The sequence below is a fragment of the Sphingomonas sp. KR3-1 genome (assembly GCF_040049295.1).
Lineage (GTDB): Bacteria > Pseudomonadota > Alphaproteobacteria > Sphingomonadales > Sphingomonadaceae > Sphingomonas.
Genome location: NZ_JBDZDQ010000003.1, coordinates 381,508 through 397,881, shown reverse-complemented (window position 1 = coordinate 397,881; position 16,374 = coordinate 381,508). Strand labels below are relative to the sequence as shown.

Genomic DNA, 16,374 nt, shown 5'->3' with positions numbered 1-16,374 from the left:
TAGGCACCCGCCTTCCCCTCCCCGGACGAGGATTTCCTGTGGCCAAAGCACCGGCACGCAAAACGACTGAACCCGCAAAGACCAACCGCGAGCGGCCCGAAGAGCCGAAGCGGTTCGAGGCTTCCAAGGAGCAGCTGCTCGAATTCTACAAGCAGATGCTGCTGATCCGCCGTTTCGAGGAAAAGGCCGGCCAGCTCTATGGCCTCGGCTTCATCGGCGGCTTCTGCCACCTCTATATCGGCCAGGAAGCCGTTGCGGTCGGCCTGCAGTCCGCGCTCGACGGCGAGAAGGACTCGGTGATCACGGGGTATCGCGATCATGGCCACATGCTCGCCTACGGCATCGATCCCAAGGTGATCATGGCCGAGCTCACGGGCCGTGCCGCCGGCATCAGCCGCGGCAAGGGCGGCTCGATGCACATGTTCTCGACCGAGAAGAAGTTCTATGGCGGCCATGGCATCGTCGGCGCGCAGGTGTCGCTCGGCACCGGCCTGGCGTTCGCGCACAAGTATAACGAGGATGGCGGCGTCGCCATGGCCTATTTCGGCGACGGCGCGTCGAACCAGGGCCAGGTGTATGAGAGCTTCAACATGGCCGAGCTGTGGAAGCTCCCGATCATCTATGTGATCGAGAACAACCAGTACGCCATGGGCACCTCGGTCAACCGCTCGTCGTCCGAAGACCAGCTTTATCGCCGCGGCGAGAGCTTCCGCATCCCCGGCATCCAGGTGGACGGCATGGACGTGCTCGCCTGCCGCGGTGCCGCCGAGGAGGCGCTGGCCTGGGTCCGCGCGGGCAAGGGCCCGATCATCCTCGAGATGAAGACCTATCGCTATCGCGGCCACTCGATGTCCGATCCGGCCAAGTATCGCAGCCGCGAGGAGGTCCAGTCGGTCCGCGACAAGTCCGATCCGATCGAGCAGGTCAAGCGCGAGCTCGAGGAGTTGAAGGTCACCGAGGCCGAGTTGAAGACGATCGAGCAGGAGATCCGCAAGATCGTCAACGAGGCCGCGGACTTCTCCGAGCAGACGCCCGAGCCCGATCCCGCTGAACTGTATACCGACGTGCTGGTGGAGTCCTACTGAGATGGCGATCGAACTGAAGATGCCGGCGCTGTCGCCCACCATGGAAGAGGGCACGCTCGCCAAGTGGCTCGTCAAGGAAGGCGACACGGTCAAGTCCGGCGACATCCTGGCCGAGATCGAGACCGACAAGGCGACGATGGAGTTCGAGGCCGTCGATGAGGGCACGATCGCCAAGATCCTGGTCGCCGAGGGCACCGACAACGTCAAGGTCGGCACCGTGATCGCGACGATCGCGGCAGAAGGCGAGGACGCTTCGGCTACTCCGGCCCCGCCGCCCGCCGCTGCGCCTGCGCCGACGCCCGCTCCGGCGGCCAAGGAAGCCGAGCCCGCCGCGGGCGAGGATGGCGGCCCGAAGAAGGCCGACAGCGGCACCAAGCAGCTCGCCAGCGAGAAGGCCGCCACCGTCAAGGATCCCGCGATCCCCGAGGGCACCGAGATGGTCAAGACGACCGTCCGAGAGGCGCTGCGCGACGCGATGGCCGAAGAGATGCGCAAGGATCCGCGCGTCTTCGTGATGGGCGAGGAAGTCGCCGAATATCAGGGCGCCTACAAGGTCACCCAGGGCCTGCTCGAGGAGTTCGGGCCGAAGCGCGTGATCGACACCCCGATCACCGAATATGGCTTTGCCGGCCTCGGCTCGGGCGCGGCGATGGGCGGCCTCAAGCCGATCGTCGAGTTCATGACCTTCAACTTCGCGATGCAGGCGATCGACCACATCGTGAACTCGGCGGCCAAGACCAACTATATGTCCGGCGGCCAGATGCGCTGCCCGATCGTGTTCCGCGGCCCCAACGGGGCGGCTTCGCGCGTCGGCGCGCAGCACTCGCAGAACTACGGTCCCTGGTATGCCAGCGTCCCGGGCCTGATCGTGATCGCGCCCTATGACGCGCAGGATGCCAAGGGCCTGCTCAAGGCAGCGATCCGCAGCGAGGACCCGGTCGTGTTCCTCGAGAACGAGCTGATGTACGGCCGCCACTTCGAAGTGCCGAAGCTCGACGACTATGTGCTGCCGATCGGCAAGGCGCGTATCGTCCGCGAGGGCAAGGACGTGACGATCGTCAGCTATTCGATCGGCGTCGGCGTCGCGCTCGAGGCTGCCGACAAGCTCGCTGCCGAGGGCATCGAGGCAGAGATCGTCGACCTGCGCACGCTGCGCCCGCTCGACACCGCGACCGTGCTCGAAAGCCTGAAGAAGACGAACCGCATGGTCGTCGTCGAGGAAGGCTGGCCGGCATGCTCGATCTCGTCGGAGATCGTCGCGGTGGCGATGGAGCAGGGCTTTGACGACCTCGACGCGCCGGTGCTGCGCGTCACCAACGAGGACGTGCCGCTGCCCTATGCCGCGAACCTGGAGAAGCTGGCGCTGATCACCGCGGACAAGGTGGTCGCGGCGGTCAAGAAGGTCACCTACAAGGGCTGATCTTCGCCCAGGAGCGAACATGGAAAAGGCCGGGGTCGCCCCCGGCCTTTTCTTTTCCCGGCCCGGAAGGCTCAGCAGTTGGCCGATTGCGCCGCGGTCACGCCGGTAACCTTGTAGACCCCGTTGGGGTGCACCGAGTCCGGGTTGTTCGTGCCGTCCGACTTCTTGCTGTCGTCGCTGGTGTCGCGGCGATCGCGCACCATCATCGACGCGATTTCCCGGAATTCGGTGGTCGGTGACAGCGCGGTCTTGATCAGTGGCGTGTAGATGTAGCGCAGCTCGACGAACATCGTCACGCCGCCGGACGGCGCACCGACCAGACGCGTGTCGTCGCCCACACCCACCAGATTGTTCTGGCCGGGCGTGTATTTCGAGGTGAGATTGGTCTTGTCGCCCTTGCAGCGCTGCCAGCGAATCAGCGACTTGCCATCATGCCCCGTGGCCGTGTCGGGCTCGACGCTCGAGATGATCACATGGCCGTTGGTGAACAGCTTGAGCTCGCCCGCTTGCAGATCGGCGCCGGTCAGCAGGTCGTTGATGTCCAGTTCGCTGATCGTCTTCGCCTCGAGCTGCGTGCCCGAGCCGATACGCGCGGCGTTGTCAGCCAGCTGCAGCGCGATCTGGCTCAGTCGCATCTTGGTGATGATGTAGTTGGTCAGCTCGGCGCCGCCGAGGCACATCGTCGCGAAGATCGGCAGCATCATCGCGAATTCGAGCATCGCCAGGCCGCTTCGATCGCGGCGCAGGCGGCGGAGGAGGCGGGGCGTGCGCATCACGGGCAATTCCTCACGGTGGCGGAGCCCTGATCGCCATAGGGCTGGTTGCGCAGCACGGTGGAGGCGATGACCGTGGTGGTCGTGCCGCCGCCGATGATCCGGTAGACCGGAAACATGCGCGGGTAGGTGACGTTCACCGTGTAGACCACGGCATCCTTGGCGCCGCCCTGGCTCTCGTTGCCGCCGGTCGCGTCCCAATGGCCGTTGCCATTATTGTCCTGATAGGGCTCGCCGGGCGTCAGGCCCTGCGGCCCGTCGCAGGTGCCGTTGCCATTGGTATCGGTGAATGGCTCGAACTTGGCGACCGCGGCATCGCTGAAGGTGCGATACCATTTGCGGGTGATCGTCACTGTGGCGTTGTTCGACAGGGCCTTGGCCTGCGCGGTGACCTTGGCGTCCAGGATGGCCTGGTTGGCGGCGTCCAGCCCGCTCTCCAGCGTCGAATCGCGGCCCACCTTCTGGACGATGCCCTGCAGCACCGCGCGCATGTAGAGCGTGTGCGCGACATCGAAGGCGCCGAGCAGCAATATGCCCATTACCGGCGCGATCATCGCAAATTCGACGACCGTCGCGCCGCGCGCGTCGCGGGCCAGGCTGGGGAAGCGCCGCCGGATCATTTGGTGAGCCTCAGCTGGGAGATCTGGTCCGCGATCGATTTGAACGTCTGTTGCAGCTTCGGGCCGTCGTCTGCCGTGAAATAGTGGCCGCCGCCGAAGCTGGCACATTTCGTCAGACGGTCTTTCGTCGCCTGCGACGTGCTGGTGCCGAAGGCGATCACCCACAGCGTGATATTGTTGCTGCTGATCGTCTTGCACAGCGCCAGGAAGCGCGCATTGACCTCGTCGTCGAGATCGAAAGTCGCCGGCGAAGTGCCCAGGTCACCGGAGGCGACGTTGCGCAGGTCGTACCAGGGCAGGCCATAGGCGGCGTAGTTCGCCGAGCTGGTCTGCGTGTCACCATCGGTCATGAAGATGATGTGGCGCTGGATCTCGCCGCCCTTGGGGGTGAACTCGTTCTCCGAGCGGAAGATGCCCGTCGGCCACATGAGGCGCGCTCCCCAGAGCAGGCCGATATCGTGATAGGTATTGCCCACCGGCGTCAGTCCATCGACATAGTCGTCGAATGCCTGCGGGGTCCAGGCTTCCATCTTGTGCGCCTCGCTTGGGCAGTAATCGTCCGGCTGGGCGAAGTTGGTCGTCGACGACGGGATGGGGTCGCGGGTGTAGTTGTTGCTGCTGTTGCGGCGCATATATTCGACGTCGCCGAGCGAAGGCTTCCACTGCGTCTGGCTGTCGCCGGTCGGAGCGGTGGCGATGTCGAGATCGGTCGCGCCCGTCGGGATCGGATCGAAGCTGGTGCCCGTGATCGTGCGGCGCTCCTCGATGCAGCCATTCCACGTCACCGTCTTCATCGCGCCATTGTTGCCGATCCGCATCTGGATCGAGCTGGCGCCGGTCTTGAATGCCGAAATGTCGACATCCATCGGCCCATATTTCCAGGTTGCCTGCGCGGTATCGTTGCGTGTGTAGGTCTTGGTCGTCGTGGTGACGGTATCGCGCGTGTCGAAATAGCAGACCTTCCCGCTGAAGCTGTTGTACTGATATTCGCGCTTCGTCGACGGAGCATCGGTCTTGTAGGTGACGGTGCGGTAGCCCGGATATTCCGTTGTGCTCAACGTCGTCTGGGTGGTGGTACCGTTCGTCGTGGTGCTGGACGGAGCATTGCTCTTGCACCAGCTGTCGCTCGCGTTGCTGCTGCTGCGGGTTACCGTATAGTTCTTGGGGATCCAGGCGCCCACATCGCTCGTCGTGTTCGACGAGGTCTGGCTGGCGTTGCCGTTGCTGGGATAGGCGACCGAGACCAGCTGTCGCGTCTGGTACTGCCAGGTGCTCGGCATATAGCTGGCCGGCAACAGGCGGCCGACGTTGACGTTCACCGAGTAAGGCACGAACCCGAAGCGGATCTGCACCTGGTCACCGGTACCGCCGCTCGGCTCGTCGCCATCGCAATCGACGTCGGGAATGTCGAGCCGCGCCACGATCTGGTAGAAGCACTTCACTGCGATACGCAGCTGGCCAATACGCGATGTGGTCTTGCCGCTGCAGGTGGAAGTGTCGCCGTTCGGGCACCAGTCCATCGATCCGGTATTGTCGAGCACGAACATCACGTCGGTGTTCGGAAGGCGCATTTCGGCGTCGCACGTCACGGTAAGCGTCTCGGTGGTCTTGCCGAACAGTCGCATCAGCGTCATCGGCAGCGTAGCCGACGCGGTGCCGCTCACTTTGCCCGCGCTCTCGGTGAAGCTCTTGGTGACGTTGCTCGCCCCATAGGCGGCGCTGTTGTAGTTCGATTCGAAGAACTGCGCCGCGGTGACCTGGGGATAGTTGGCCACCCCGTTCAGGGTCTGCGTCCAGGTGCCGCCGCCCATCGACTTGCGCCCCGCCAGCGCGCCGGCGTCGCAGGCATGTTGCAGCCGCGTCTTGACGATGTACATGCGGCTGATGTCGATGCCACCGCCAACCATGCCCGCGAGGGGAATCAAGGCCATGCCCATGATGGCGAGCGTGTTGGCGCGCGTGTCGCGCGCAAGCTTGCTCAGAAAGGCGCGCGCAGCCACCACTTTACCCCGTCCTTCACGCATAGAAGGGCCCCTCATCCCCGATGAACGAGGCACCTTGGACCGATTGTCGCTAAGTACGTATAAATCCGGGTGGTTAACGCGCCCCTTATGCCTGGAGGGCGCAGCGTGACGGGCATCGTGGAGGATCCGGAACGAGATCTGATACTTACCTATGCCCAGCCCGCCGGCCGGGCCGGGCTGGCGGCGCTGCTCGCGCTCGATGATGCCCTCGGAAAATTATTGCGCACCACCCGCGAACCTGCGCTCGGCCAGATGCGGCTCGCCTGGTGGCGCGAGGCGCTGGAGAAGCTCGATCGCGCACCGGCGCCTGCCGAGCCGGTGCTCAAGGCGCTCGAGGCCGACGTGCTGCGTCATGGCGTCACCGGCGCTTCGCTGGTGCCGATCGTCCATGGCTGGGAAGTGCTTATCGAGGAGGAGCTGATGAACGAGGACGCGATGCGCCGGTTCGGCGAAGGGCGCGGACACTTGTTCACCGCTGCGGGCACGCTGCTCGGCAGCCGGGGCGATCCGCTTGCGGAGGCGGGGCAGGGCTGGGCGATTGCAGATCTTGCACGCAACCTCGAGGCGGAGGGGGAGCGTGCCACTGCGCGTGACCTTGCCAGGCCGCTGCTTGCTGCCGCCGCCAAGGCCAAATGGAGCCGCCAGGGCCGTGCGCTCGGCGCGCTGGCGCACCGCGCGCGGCTCGACCTTGCCGAAGCGCCCCAGCCCGCGGGTGCGCCCGGGCGCGTGGGCCGGCTGCTCTGGCACCGGCTGACTGGACGCTGACCGTCCGGCCGGGTTAGCCTCCCGGCAACACGGGGAGAGAGACGATGTGGCGCTATTTGGTGGGGGCGGGGGCGACGTTGCTGCTGGTCGTGGCCGGCCTGTTCCTGTTTCGCGGCAGTGCGAGCACCGAAAACCGGCTTCCGCCGGCCCCTTCGGCGTCAACTGCATCCGAAGCGGAGCAAGATGTTCCCGGCGAACCGCCCAGCGCCTCCGCCAAGACCCGCGAGCAGAAGCGCTTTGACCGGATCGACAAGGACAAGAACGACACGATCACCAAGGACGAGTATTTCGCGCTGCGCCGCAAGTTCTTCGCGCGGCTCGACACCGATCATGACGGCAAGCTGAGCTTCGAGGAATGGTCGGTAAAGGCAGTCGACCGCTTCCAGGGAGCCGACAAGGACAAGTCAGGCACGCTCAGTCGCGCCGAATTCGCCACCACTGCCGTGGTCCGCAAGGCCAAGCCGCGCTGCGCCTGCGCCCCAGCAAAGGCGCAGGCGCCTGCAGCGCGTCAGGAACCGGCCGACGACAGCGACGACTGAGCCATCCAGCCTCGCATCGCCTCGCGGGCGCGGCCGGTATACATCTGCTTGCGCTCGGCCTTCTTGGTGCGACCCTCGATCGGCGGAAACAGCCCGAAATTGACGTTCATCGGCTGGTAGGTCTCGGCCTCGGCCTCGCCGGTGATGTGCGAGAGCAGTGCGCCCAGCGCCATCTCGCGCGGCGGCGGGGCGAGCGTCTCGCCGGCGAGCTCGGCGGCGGCGAAGCGGCCCGCGAGCAGCCCGATCGCCGAGCTCTCGACATAGCCCTCGCAGCCGGTGATCTGCCCGGCAAAGCGGATATGCGGCGCGCTCTTCAAGCGCAGTTCGCCATCGAGCAGCTCGGGCGACTTGATGAAGGTGTTGCGATGCAGCCCGCCCAGCCGGGCGAACTCTGCATTCTCAAGTCCAGGAATCGTCCTGAACAGAGCAACTTGCTCCGCATATTTGAGCTTCGTCTGGAAGCCGACGATGTTCCATAGCGTCGCGCTGGCATTGTCCTGGCGCAGCTGGACCACCGCATAGGGCCAGCGCCCGGTCTTGGGATCGTCGAGCCCCACGCCCTTCATCGGCCCGAAGCGCAGCGTTTCCACACCGCGCTCGGCCATCACTTCGATCGGCATGCAACCTTCGAAATAGGGGACGTTCTCCCACTCCCGGAACTCGGTCTTCTCGCCGGCGAGCAGGGCGGCGTGGAAGGCGTAATACTGCTCCTTGGTCATTGGGCAGTTGATATAGTCCTTGCCTTCACCCTTGTTCCATCGCGACTGGAACCAGGCCGTCTCCATATCGATGCTCTCGCGGTGGACGATCGGCGCGATCGCATCGAAAAAGGCGAGCTGGTCCTTGCCCGTCGCGGTTCCGATGCTTTCGGCCAGGCCCGGCGCAGTCAGCGGCCCGGTGGCGACGATGGTGAGGCCGCTATCCGGCAGCTGGTCGACCCGCTCGCGGACGATCTCGATGTTCGGATGCGCCGCCAGCGCCGCGGTCACGCCGTCGGAAAAGCCGTCCCGGTCCACTGCCAGCGCCGATCCGGCGGGCACCTTGTGGATATCGCCCTGCGCCATGATCAGCGAGCCGAGATCACGCATCTCCTGATGCAACAGGCCAACGGCGTTGTTCTGCGCGTCGTCGGAGCGGAAGCTGTTCGAGCAGACCAGCTCGGCCAGCCCTTCGGTCTGGTGCGCCGGCGTCATGGTGCCACTACCGCGCATTTCGGAGAGGCGAACCTTGAAGCCCTGGTTTGCGAGCTGCCATGCGGCTTCCGAGCCGGCCAAGCCGCCGCCGATGATATGAATGTCGTGCATGGGGCTCCGATAGAGCCAAGCTTGGCAGAGCGCCAGCCACACGGCATCAAGGGCTGATGAACCGTATCCGTACCGAACCGCTCTTCGCCGCCGCGCTGGTCGCCGGCATCAGCTTCTATGCAAATAGCTGGGTGGAGGCCGGCGGAATCGCCGCCACCGTGTGGAAGGCGGCCGGCGTGGCGCTGCTCGCGCTCTGGGCGCGCAGCAAGGCGGTGGATGGCTATGGCAGGATGATCGGCGCGGTGCTGGCGCTCGGCGCGCTCGGCGACGCGCTGCTCGAGCTGCAGGGCATGGCCGCCGGCGGACTCGCTTTCCTGGCCGGCCATTTCCTCGCGAGCTATCTCTATCTGCGCAACAGCCGCGTTCCCGCTGCGCAGTGGATCGCGCCGCCTGTCGCAATGGGGGTGGCGCTGTTCGCTTGGTGGATATTCCGCGGCGCTTACCAGGTAGAGCTCCTCGCCTTCTACATATTCGGCCTGGCGCTGATGACCGCGTCGGCAATGCTCAGCCGGCTCGGCACGCTGGTCGCCGCGGGCGCGCTGCTGTTCTTCGTCTCCGACTGGCTGCTCTTCCTGCGCGAAGGTCGCTTGATCCTGCCCGAGATCGCGCAATTCCTCGTGTGGCCGACCTATTTCGCCGGCCAGGCGTTGATCGCCTGGGGTGCGGTCCACGCGCTTCGCGGAAATAAGGCGCCAGCATGAAGATCTTCACCATCGGTTATGAGGCGACGACGATGGACGAGTTCATCGCCGCGCTGCGCAAGGCCGGGGTGGAGCGGGTTATCGACGTGCGCGCAGTACCGTTGTCGCGCCGTCCGGGGTTTTCGAAGAACATCCTCGCCGCCAGCCTGAAGCAAGCGGGGATCGATTATGTGCTGCTCAAGAACCTCGGCACACCCAAGCTCGGCCGCGACGCCGCCAAGAAGGGCGATGTGAAGACGCTGCGCGCGGTCTATGAGGGCCAGCTTCACCTGCCCGAGGCGCAGGCCGAGGCGGCGATGATGCGGGCGCTGGCGGAGGAGAAGCCCAGCGCGCTGCTATGCTTCGAGCGCAATCCCGAGCATTGCCACCGCACGCTGTTGCTCGCCGCGGAAGGCGAGGGCGCCGAGGTGGTCGATCTGTTCGCGTGAGAACCGGCTGAAAGGCCGGGGTGGCCGCAATAGGGGAATTCGGCCACCCCGGTAGTTCAGGGGGCCGGCAACACAGAGGGGCAAGGTGCCGGCCCGCTCCCCTCTGGCGGGCGCGCCTTGCGCCGGTGTTTCAGTTTGTTGCGCTATGGGTCAGGCGGCCTCGTCGGCTTCCGAAACCGTCGGCAGCGTGAAGCTGAACACGGCACCGCCCTCAGGTGCGTTCGCGGCCCAGAGCCGTCCGCCATGCGCCTCCACGATCGTGCGGCAGATCGGCAGGCCAAGCCCGGTGCCGCTCTCCTTGGTGGTGCGGAAGGGCTCAAACAGATTCTCGAGCATCGCTTCGCTGAGCCCCGGGCCGCTATCGGCGACCTCCACGCACACTTCCTCGGTCTCGACCCGAGTGGTGATCATCACTTCGCGGCGTTCCTGCCCCGCCGTTGCCTCAACGGCGTTGCGGATCAGGTTGCTCACCACCTGTTCGATCTGCAGCGCATCGCCGATCACGAAGGCAGGCTGCGGATCGAAGCTGCAGTCGATCTTCACCCCGCCGGAAACCTTGAGCTGGCGTACCGCCCCGACCGAGGCGCGGATCGCCTCGCCGATATCAAGCCGGGCCTTGGCGATCTCCCCCGTCACCGTGAACGATCGGATCTTGCGGATGATGTCGCCGGCCCGCAGCGCCTGCACCCGCGCGCGATCGAGCGCATCGAGGATCGAATGATCGGGATCGCCGCGTGAGCGGGTGAGGTAGCGGCAGGCCTCCAGATAGTTGGTGATCGCGGCCAGCGGCTGGTTGAGCTCATGCGCCAGTGTCGAGGCCATCGCGCCCATCGCGTTCAGGCGGGCGAGGCGCAGCAGTTTCTCATGCACTTCGCGCAGCTGGGCATCGGCCTCCATGTCGTGCGTGATGTCGATGGCGAGGCCGATCAGCCGCGGATGGCCGTCATGCGCGTCATAGCGACCCTGCAACGTGACCCAGCGCGTCTCGCCATTGGCGAGGTGCAGCTCGAGCGTCATCTCGAGCGGCCCCTGGCTATGGCGTGCCTGGCCGATGGCCTTGCGCAGCTCAAGCACTTGGGCCTCGCCGATCTGGGCCGCGACATCGGCCATGCGATATTCGCCCTCGCGCCACTCGAGACCGAGCATCCGCGCCGTCTCGGGAGACTGGCGCGAGCCGCCATGGATCAGGTCGATCTGCCACACGCCCACGCCCGCGGCCTCCTGCGCCAGGCGGAGCATCTTCTCGCTCTCCTCGAGCGCGCTCTGCGTGGCGATGCGCTCGGAGATGTCCTGGAGCACGATGGCGATATAGTCGCCGGTGCCATCCTCGGAGCGCACGATGTTCGCCGTGCAATGGATCGGCCGCACAAAGCCGCCGCCGGTATGGAGCATCCGGTCTCCCGAGAAGAAGGTCTCTTCGCCGCGGACCAGCGCGGCGATCGCCTTCACGGTCGATTGCGTTTCCTCCTCGACGCCGAACTCGCTGAGGTTGCGCCCGATCAACGCCTCGCGCGGATAGCCGCTGATCTCGCAGCCGCGGTCGTTGATTTCCAGGATCTCGCCCTGCAGTGACAGCCGGCCCACGCCCACGCCGGCCTGCTCGAACACCGCGCGGTACCGGCGCTCGGCCTCCTCCAGCTTGCGGCGCGCCTCGCGCTCGGCGGTGACGATCTCGCTCGACATGACGATGCCGGCGATGCGGTCGTCCTCGTCATACCAGGGCCGCTGGCTCCAGCGGACATAGTCGACCGTGCCGTCGCCGTGCCGCACCGCCTCGTCATTGCCGGAGAGCTGTTCGCCGTCGAACACCCGCTGGTACATTGCGTGCCGCTCGGGCGGGATGCCCGGGAACACTTCGAAATGGCTGCGCCCTTCGAGCGGAACGCCCTCGGGCAGACGATAGTCGCTGATATAGCGCTGGGAGGCGGCGATATAGCGCATGTCGCGATCGAGAATGGCAACCGCGGTGGAAGAATCCCGCGCCATGTTGGCCAGGTTGCGGCGCGACACTTCGAGCCGCTTGGCGGCGAGGCGCAGCTTGTCTTCGGCGTGGCGCTCATCGGCATAGGCAGCGAGCAGGAAGATCGTCGCGGCGGTCACCGCAACGAACATCTGCCCGATCAGCACTTGCTGCCCCGACGCGGCGAGCGAGAAGGGGCCGGTGCCAATCTCGGTGCTCCACAGCATGATCACCGCGCTGATCGCCGTCGCCGTGGTTGCGCCGCGCAGGTGCCAGCCTAATGCCGCAAGGACGAGCGGCGGGAAGATCGCGCCGCCGATCGGTCCGCTATCCGGCGTGAGGAACACCAGAGCTGCGACGACGGCGCAAAGCAGCATTGCCGCCACGAAGCCTGCCCAGCGCAGGGGCGACCAGCGGTGCCGCGGTGGCGTGGCCCAGACGAGCACCAGCGGCGCCGCCAGGATCATGCCAAGGCCCTGCTGGGAGAAGACATCGACGAACGCGATCTTGCCGCCGGTCAGCGTCTGGCCGAGCATGAAGGTGCCGGCGGCGAGCGCCGATCCCGCGATGGCGGACAGGAATACCCAGAGCAATGAGCGCGGGTCGAGCACTTCGGTCGGGCGGATGCCGCGACGGTTGATCATCGAGGCCGTGAGCAGCGCCCCGAGCCCCAGGCCCAGGGCGCCGGCAAGCTTGCCGACCAGCGGATAGTGCGGCGCCAGCAGCAGATAGGAAAGAAACACCGCAAGCGCAGGCAGCGGCCATAGCCGGGTACCCGCAAGGATCAGCCCGCCGACGGACACGCCGATAGCGATGCCAATGGGCGGATTTCGGCCGGTGTGGCGATACCACAGGGCCCAGCTCACGCAGGCGGCGAAGGCACCGAGAAAGACGAACAGCGCCGGTCGCACCGACGCAAATAGCCCCTTCGGCAAGCGTTCCTCCACCGTCGCCAACCTTAACTCCGCGTAAAGCGAAGCCCCTTCGTGGATGCTGACAGCGATGTAAATCCGCTAAAATACGGATCGGTTCCGCAACAATTTATCAAGCGGCGGCCTTGCGGCGTTCCGACATTTCCTCGTTGAGCATTTCGGCCAGCAGAAAAGCGAGCTCCAGGCTCTGCCCCGCATTGAGCCGCGGGTCGCAATGCGTGTGGTAGCGATCGGCCAGTCCCTGCTCGGTGATGTCGATAGCGCCGCCGGTGCATTCGGTGACATTCTGGCCGGTCATCTCGGCATGGATGCCGCCGGCGAACGTGCCCTCGGCACGGTGGACGGCGAAGAAGCCGCGCACCTCGGCCAGGATGCGATCGAACGGCCGGGTCTTGTAGCCATTGGCCGCCTTGATGACGTTGCCGTGCATCGGATCGCAGCTCCACACCACCGGATGCCCCTCGCGCTTCACTGCGCGGACGAGCTTGGGCAGCCCGGCCTCGATCTTGTCATGGCCATAGCGGGTGATCAGCGTCATCCGGCCCGGCGTGCGGCTCGGGTTGAGCGTGTCGAGCAGGCGCAGCAGCGCGTCGGGCTCCAGCGTCGGGCCGCACTTCATCCCGATCGGATTGCCGATGCCGCGCAGGAACTCGACATGCGCCGAGCCCTCGAACCGCGTGCGGTCGCCGATCCACAGCATGTGCGCGCTGGTGTCGTACCAGTCGCCGGTCAGCGAATCCTGGCGGGTCATCGCCTGCTCGAAGGGCAGCAGCAGCGCCTCGTGGCTGGTGTAGAAGCTGGTCGCCTTCAGTTGCGGCACGCTGTCCGCATCGATGCCGCAGGCGGCCATGAAGTCCAGCGCTTCGCCGATCCGGTCGGCGACATCGGCATATTTCTTCGCCCAGGGGCTGCGGCCCATGAAGTCGTGCGTCCATTTGTGGACCTGGTGGAGATTGGCATAGCCGCCCTGCGCGAAGGCGCGCAGCAGGTTGAGCGTCGCGGCCGACTGCGAATAACCCTGCACCATGCGCTGCGGATCGGGGATCCGCGCCTCGGGCGTGAAGGCGATGTCGTTGACATTGTCGCCGCGGTACGAGGGCAGCTCGACGCCATCGATCGTCTCGGTATCGGCCGAGCGCGGCTTGGCGAACTGGCCCGCCATCCGCCCGAGCTTCACCGTCGGCAGCTTCGAGGCGAAGGTGAGCACCACCGCCATCTGGAGCAGCACACGGAAGGTGTCGCGGATGTTGTTCGGATGGAACTCGGCGAAGCTCTCCGCGCAATCGCCGCCCTGGAGCAGGAACGCCTCGCCGCGCGAGACCTTGGCCAGCTCGCTGGTCAGCTCGCGCGCCTCGCCGGCGAAGACGAGCGGCGGATAGGAGGCGAGCTGGGTGGTCGCGGCGTCGAGCGCACCCTGATCGGGATATTTGGGCAGCTGCCGCGCCTCGGCCGCGGTCCAGCTCGAAGGGCTCCAGCTCGCACTCATGTCATTCTCCGCGTCGCGTACCGTGACGTTCCAGTCGCCATGATCGGCGATGCCATGCGCCGCGATCAGGCTCGCGACCTTCGCGCTCGCGCGCTTGCCGTCCTTCTCCCAGCCCTGCACGGTCGAGCCGGGGATGTCGAACCAAGCGCCGAACGCGGCTCGGGTGAGAGAGCGTTCCTCGCGGAAACGGTGGATCTTGGTGCCTGCCAGTGTCGTCATGATGCGGGCGGCTTACCCCCGCTGGGTAAAAGCAAGCAAGCGAAAATTTCCCCGCCGGGGTAAATCAATCGGGCAAGGTCTCGGCCAGCTTGTCATATTGCAGCCCGATCCCGTGATGCCGCGCGCCGTCGTCCGCATAGCCGTCGAGATAGATGCCGTGCTCGGTGTGGAGCAGGCGAGTGCCGTCGCCGTCCGGCAGCAGCTCGATCGAGCAGAGGTTCACCGAGATCGGCTTGCCACCGATCTTCATGCGATAGGCGTAGACGATGCGGCCATCGGGCACGATGTCGTGATAGGTGCAGTCGAAGCGGGTCACCATGCCGCTCTTCCAGCGCCCCTCGAGATGCTCTGCGCCGCCGATGCGGAAGTCGAAATGGCGGTCGGTCGCATCCCATTGGTCGTTCGGCCCGGAGAACCAGCGCGCCTTGCCTTCCTCGGTCGAGAAGGCGGCGAACACCTTGGCCGGGCTCTGCCGGAAGCGGCGCTCGATGACGAACGTGTCGTGGACTGCTTCAGCCATGGTCGCTCTCCTGGTCCTGGGCGTCGAGGAATTTGGCGAGGCGATCGTAGCGCGCCTCGGTCGTGCGGCGCCGCTCGACGATCCATTGCTCGACCGCGGCGAGCGCCAGCGGCTCGAGCGTGCAGGTGCGCACGCGGCCCTGCTTCTCGGTGCGCACCAGCCCGGCGCCTTCGAGCAGGCGGATATGCTGGAGGAAGCTCGGCATCGCCATGGTGAAGCCGCCGGCGAGGGCGCTGACGCTGGCCGGCCCGTCGCCGAGCCGCTCGACCACCGCGCGGCGGGTGGGATCGGCAAGCGCGGCGAAGGCGGCGTCGATTTGGTTAGGCATGAAACTAAGTAATGCCGAGGCACGGCGGGCTGCAAGCGGAAACTTAGGCTCCGGCAGAACCATTTCCAGCCAATGTTCATGAAGTACGCGTCGACAGCGGATTTTATCGGCCTGCGCCCGTCCAACAGCGGCGGCTTCGACTCGACGCGGAAAGTCACGAAAGCCGCTACACCCAGGGGAGTGCGCAGGCCTGTGACCTTCGCAGCATTGTTGCGCTGCGGGCGGAAGGACCGGTCCTATATTTCCTACGGTTCAAAGAGCGGCCGCGGCGTGCCGCGGCGCTTCGACGCAACCATGCGAAATCCTACATTGCAAGACCGGAAGGCGGACTAATATCCCGCCGCGAGATCGACTTCGTTGCGCAGCGGCCGCCCCTCCACGAACGCCTGCACATTCTCGACGAACAGCGAAGCGGCGCGCAGGAACATCCGCGTCTGGCTGCGGCCGGACAGGTGCATCGAGTGGATCACATTGGGCGTGGTCCACAGCGGATGCTCGGGCGGCAGCGGCTCGGGCGTGACAGTGTCGAGGAAGGCGCCGGCGATCCGCCGCTTCGTGCACGCCTCGATCAGCGCCTCCTGGTCGATCAGGTCGCCGCGGCCGACATTGACGATCCAGGCGCTCGGCTTCATCGCCGCCAGCTCCCCGGCGCCGATCATCGCATGGCTTTCGGCGGTGGAGGGCGCGGCGAGGAACACCCAGTCGGTCTCCGGCAGCAGCGCGCGCCAGGCATCGGGGCCCACCGTGCCTTCGGCGCCCGAACGCGTGACCCCGGTCACGTCGACGCCAAAGCCCTTCAGCCGCTCGCCGATCAGCCGCCCGATCGTGCCATAGCCGATCACGAGCGCCTTGCTTTCGAACAGCTCGAGCTTGCCCGGCGAATCGGTCGGCCATTGGTGGCGATCCGCGGCGCGCACGACCTGGTCGAAGCGCTTGGCCGCCACCAGCGCGCCCATCACTGCATATTCGGCGACGGCATGGGCGTTGACGCCGCTGCCATTGGTCACCCGGGTGCCGCGCTCGCGCAGTAGCCCAGTGTCGAGCGCGTCGAGCCCGGCGTAGATGGTCGAGAGCCATTGCAGCTTGCCCGCCGCCGCGACGGTCCGCGCCCATTCGCGCGGGTTGTTGCTGTCGAGCCAGCCGATATCGGCGTCGGCGGCCATCGCCACCGCCTCGTCGGTGCTGGCGAACCAGTGGACATCGAGCCCCGACGGGAGCTGCGGCTCCACCAGCGGGCGGGCGAGGGCAGGGAGGACGGCCTTCATGGGCG

15 protein-coding genes are annotated in these 16,374 nt (G+C 66.1%); 6 read left to right on the top strand and 9 right to left on the bottom strand.

Annotated elements, in window-relative coordinates:
* Positions 1-38 precede the first annotated feature (38 nt).
* On the top strand, positions 39-1,085 hold the full coding sequence (gene pdhA, locus ABLE38_RS17815; protein WP_348975590.1) for a pyruvate dehydrogenase (acetyl-transferring) E1 component subunit alpha: 1,047 nt from the start codon (positions 39-41) through the stop codon (positions 1,083-1,085).
* Between the two features lies 1 nt (position 1,086).
* Positions 1,087-2,505 (top strand): pyruvate dehydrogenase complex E1 component subunit beta, encoded by a 1,419-nt coding sequence (locus ABLE38_RS17810; RefSeq protein ID WP_348975589.1) that lies wholly within the window; start codon positions 1,087-1,089, stop codon positions 2,503-2,505.
* A gap of 71 nt (positions 2,506-2,576) precedes the next feature.
* Here ABLE38_RS17810 and ABLE38_RS17805 read toward each other — a convergent pair whose 3' ends face one another.
* Genes ABLE38_RS17805 through ABLE38_RS17795 form a run of 3 tightly spaced genes read right to left on the bottom strand, consistent with a single transcriptional unit; the run spans position 2,577 to position 5,922 of the window.
* Positions 2,577-3,278 carry a TadE family protein gene (locus ABLE38_RS17805; protein WP_348975588.1) on the bottom strand — a complete coding sequence of 234 codons (702 nt, stop codon included), beginning with the start codon at positions 3,276-3,278 and terminating at the stop codon, positions 2,577-2,579.
* Complete coding sequence (locus tag ABLE38_RS17800; protein WP_348975587.1) at positions 3,278-3,898, bottom strand: TadE/TadG family type IV pilus assembly protein; 621 nt, start codon at positions 3,896-3,898, stop codon at positions 3,278-3,280. The genes ABLE38_RS17805 and ABLE38_RS17800 overlap by 1 nt, the downstream gene beginning before the upstream one ends.
* Positions 3,895-5,922, bottom strand: coding sequence for a TadE/TadG family type IV pilus assembly protein (locus ABLE38_RS17795; RefSeq protein ID WP_348975586.1), 2,028 nt, complete (start codon positions 5,920-5,922; stop codon positions 3,895-3,897). Before ABLE38_RS17795 ends, ABLE38_RS17800 begins: the two co-directional genes overlap by 4 nt.
* Positions 5,923-6,027: 105 nt before the next feature.
* Here ABLE38_RS17795 and ABLE38_RS17790 point away from each other — a divergent pair, with 105 nt between their 5' ends.
* Both ABLE38_RS17790 and ABLE38_RS17785 read left to right on the top strand, forming a co-directional pair.
* Entirely contained in the window at positions 6,028-6,687 is a 660-nt protein-coding gene (locus tag ABLE38_RS17790; RefSeq protein WP_348975585.1) for a hypothetical protein, read from the top strand.
* 44 nt (positions 6,688-6,731) lie between these two features.
* On the top strand, positions 6,732-7,226 hold the full coding sequence (locus ABLE38_RS17785; RefSeq protein ID WP_348975584.1) for an EF-hand domain-containing protein: 495 nt from the start codon (positions 6,732-6,734) through the stop codon (positions 7,224-7,226).
* Here ABLE38_RS17785 and trmFO read toward each other — a convergent pair.
* Positions 7,196-8,530, bottom strand: coding sequence for a methylenetetrahydrofolate--tRNA-(uracil(54)-C(5))-methyltransferase (FADH(2)-oxidizing) TrmFO (gene trmFO, locus ABLE38_RS17780; protein WP_348975583.1), 1,335 nt, complete (start codon positions 8,528-8,530; stop codon positions 7,196-7,198). The two genes, ABLE38_RS17785 and trmFO, sit on opposite strands and share 31 nt — an antisense overlap.
* A gap of 56 nt (positions 8,531-8,586) precedes the next feature.
* Here trmFO and ABLE38_RS17775 point away from each other — a divergent pair, with 56 nt between their 5' ends.
* Together ABLE38_RS17775 and ABLE38_RS17770 are read left to right on the top strand one after the other, a co-directional pair.
* Entirely contained in the window at positions 8,587-9,231 is a 645-nt protein-coding gene (locus ABLE38_RS17775; protein WP_348975582.1) for a lysoplasmalogenase family protein, read from the top strand.
* Positions 9,228-9,659: a DUF488 domain-containing protein gene (locus ABLE38_RS17770; protein WP_348975581.1), complete on the top strand. Its 432-nt coding sequence runs from the start codon at positions 9,228-9,230 to the stop codon at positions 9,657-9,659. Before ABLE38_RS17775 ends, ABLE38_RS17770 begins: the two co-directional genes overlap by 4 nt.
* A gap of 150 nt (positions 9,660-9,809) precedes the next feature.
* On the opposite strand, the gene ABLE38_RS17765 is transcribed toward ABLE38_RS17770, so the two are convergent.
* The 5 genes from ABLE38_RS17765 to ABLE38_RS17745 all read right to left on the bottom strand — a co-directional run bounded on the left by ABLE38_RS17765 (position 9,810) and on the right by ABLE38_RS17745 (position 16,369).
* On the bottom strand, positions 9,810-12,530 hold the full coding sequence (locus tag ABLE38_RS17765) for a PAS domain S-box protein (RefSeq protein WP_348975580.1): 2,721 nt from the start codon (positions 12,528-12,530) through the stop codon (positions 9,810-9,812).
* 133 nt (positions 12,531-12,663) lie between these two features.
* Complete coding sequence (locus tag ABLE38_RS17760; protein WP_348975845.1) at positions 12,664-14,037, bottom strand: 3-deoxy-7-phosphoheptulonate synthase class II; 1,374 nt, start codon at positions 14,035-14,037, stop codon at positions 12,664-12,666.
* 283 nt (positions 14,038-14,320) lie between these two features.
* Entirely contained in the window at positions 14,321-14,776 is a 456-nt protein-coding gene (locus ABLE38_RS17755) for an SRPBCC family protein (protein ID WP_348975579.1), read from the bottom strand.
* Entirely contained in the window at positions 14,769-15,104 is a 336-nt protein-coding gene (locus ABLE38_RS17750) for a metalloregulator ArsR/SmtB family transcription factor (RefSeq protein WP_348975578.1), read from the bottom strand. Before ABLE38_RS17750 ends, ABLE38_RS17755 begins: the two co-directional genes overlap by 8 nt.
* Before the next feature lie 329 nt (positions 15,105-15,433).
* The gene (locus tag ABLE38_RS17745; RefSeq protein ID WP_348975577.1) at positions 15,434-16,369 is read right to left on the bottom strand and encodes an NAD(P)-dependent oxidoreductase; all 936 of its coding nucleotides are present in this window, start codon (positions 16,367-16,369) and stop codon (positions 15,434-15,436) included.
* Positions 16,370-16,374: the final 5 nt, after the last annotated feature.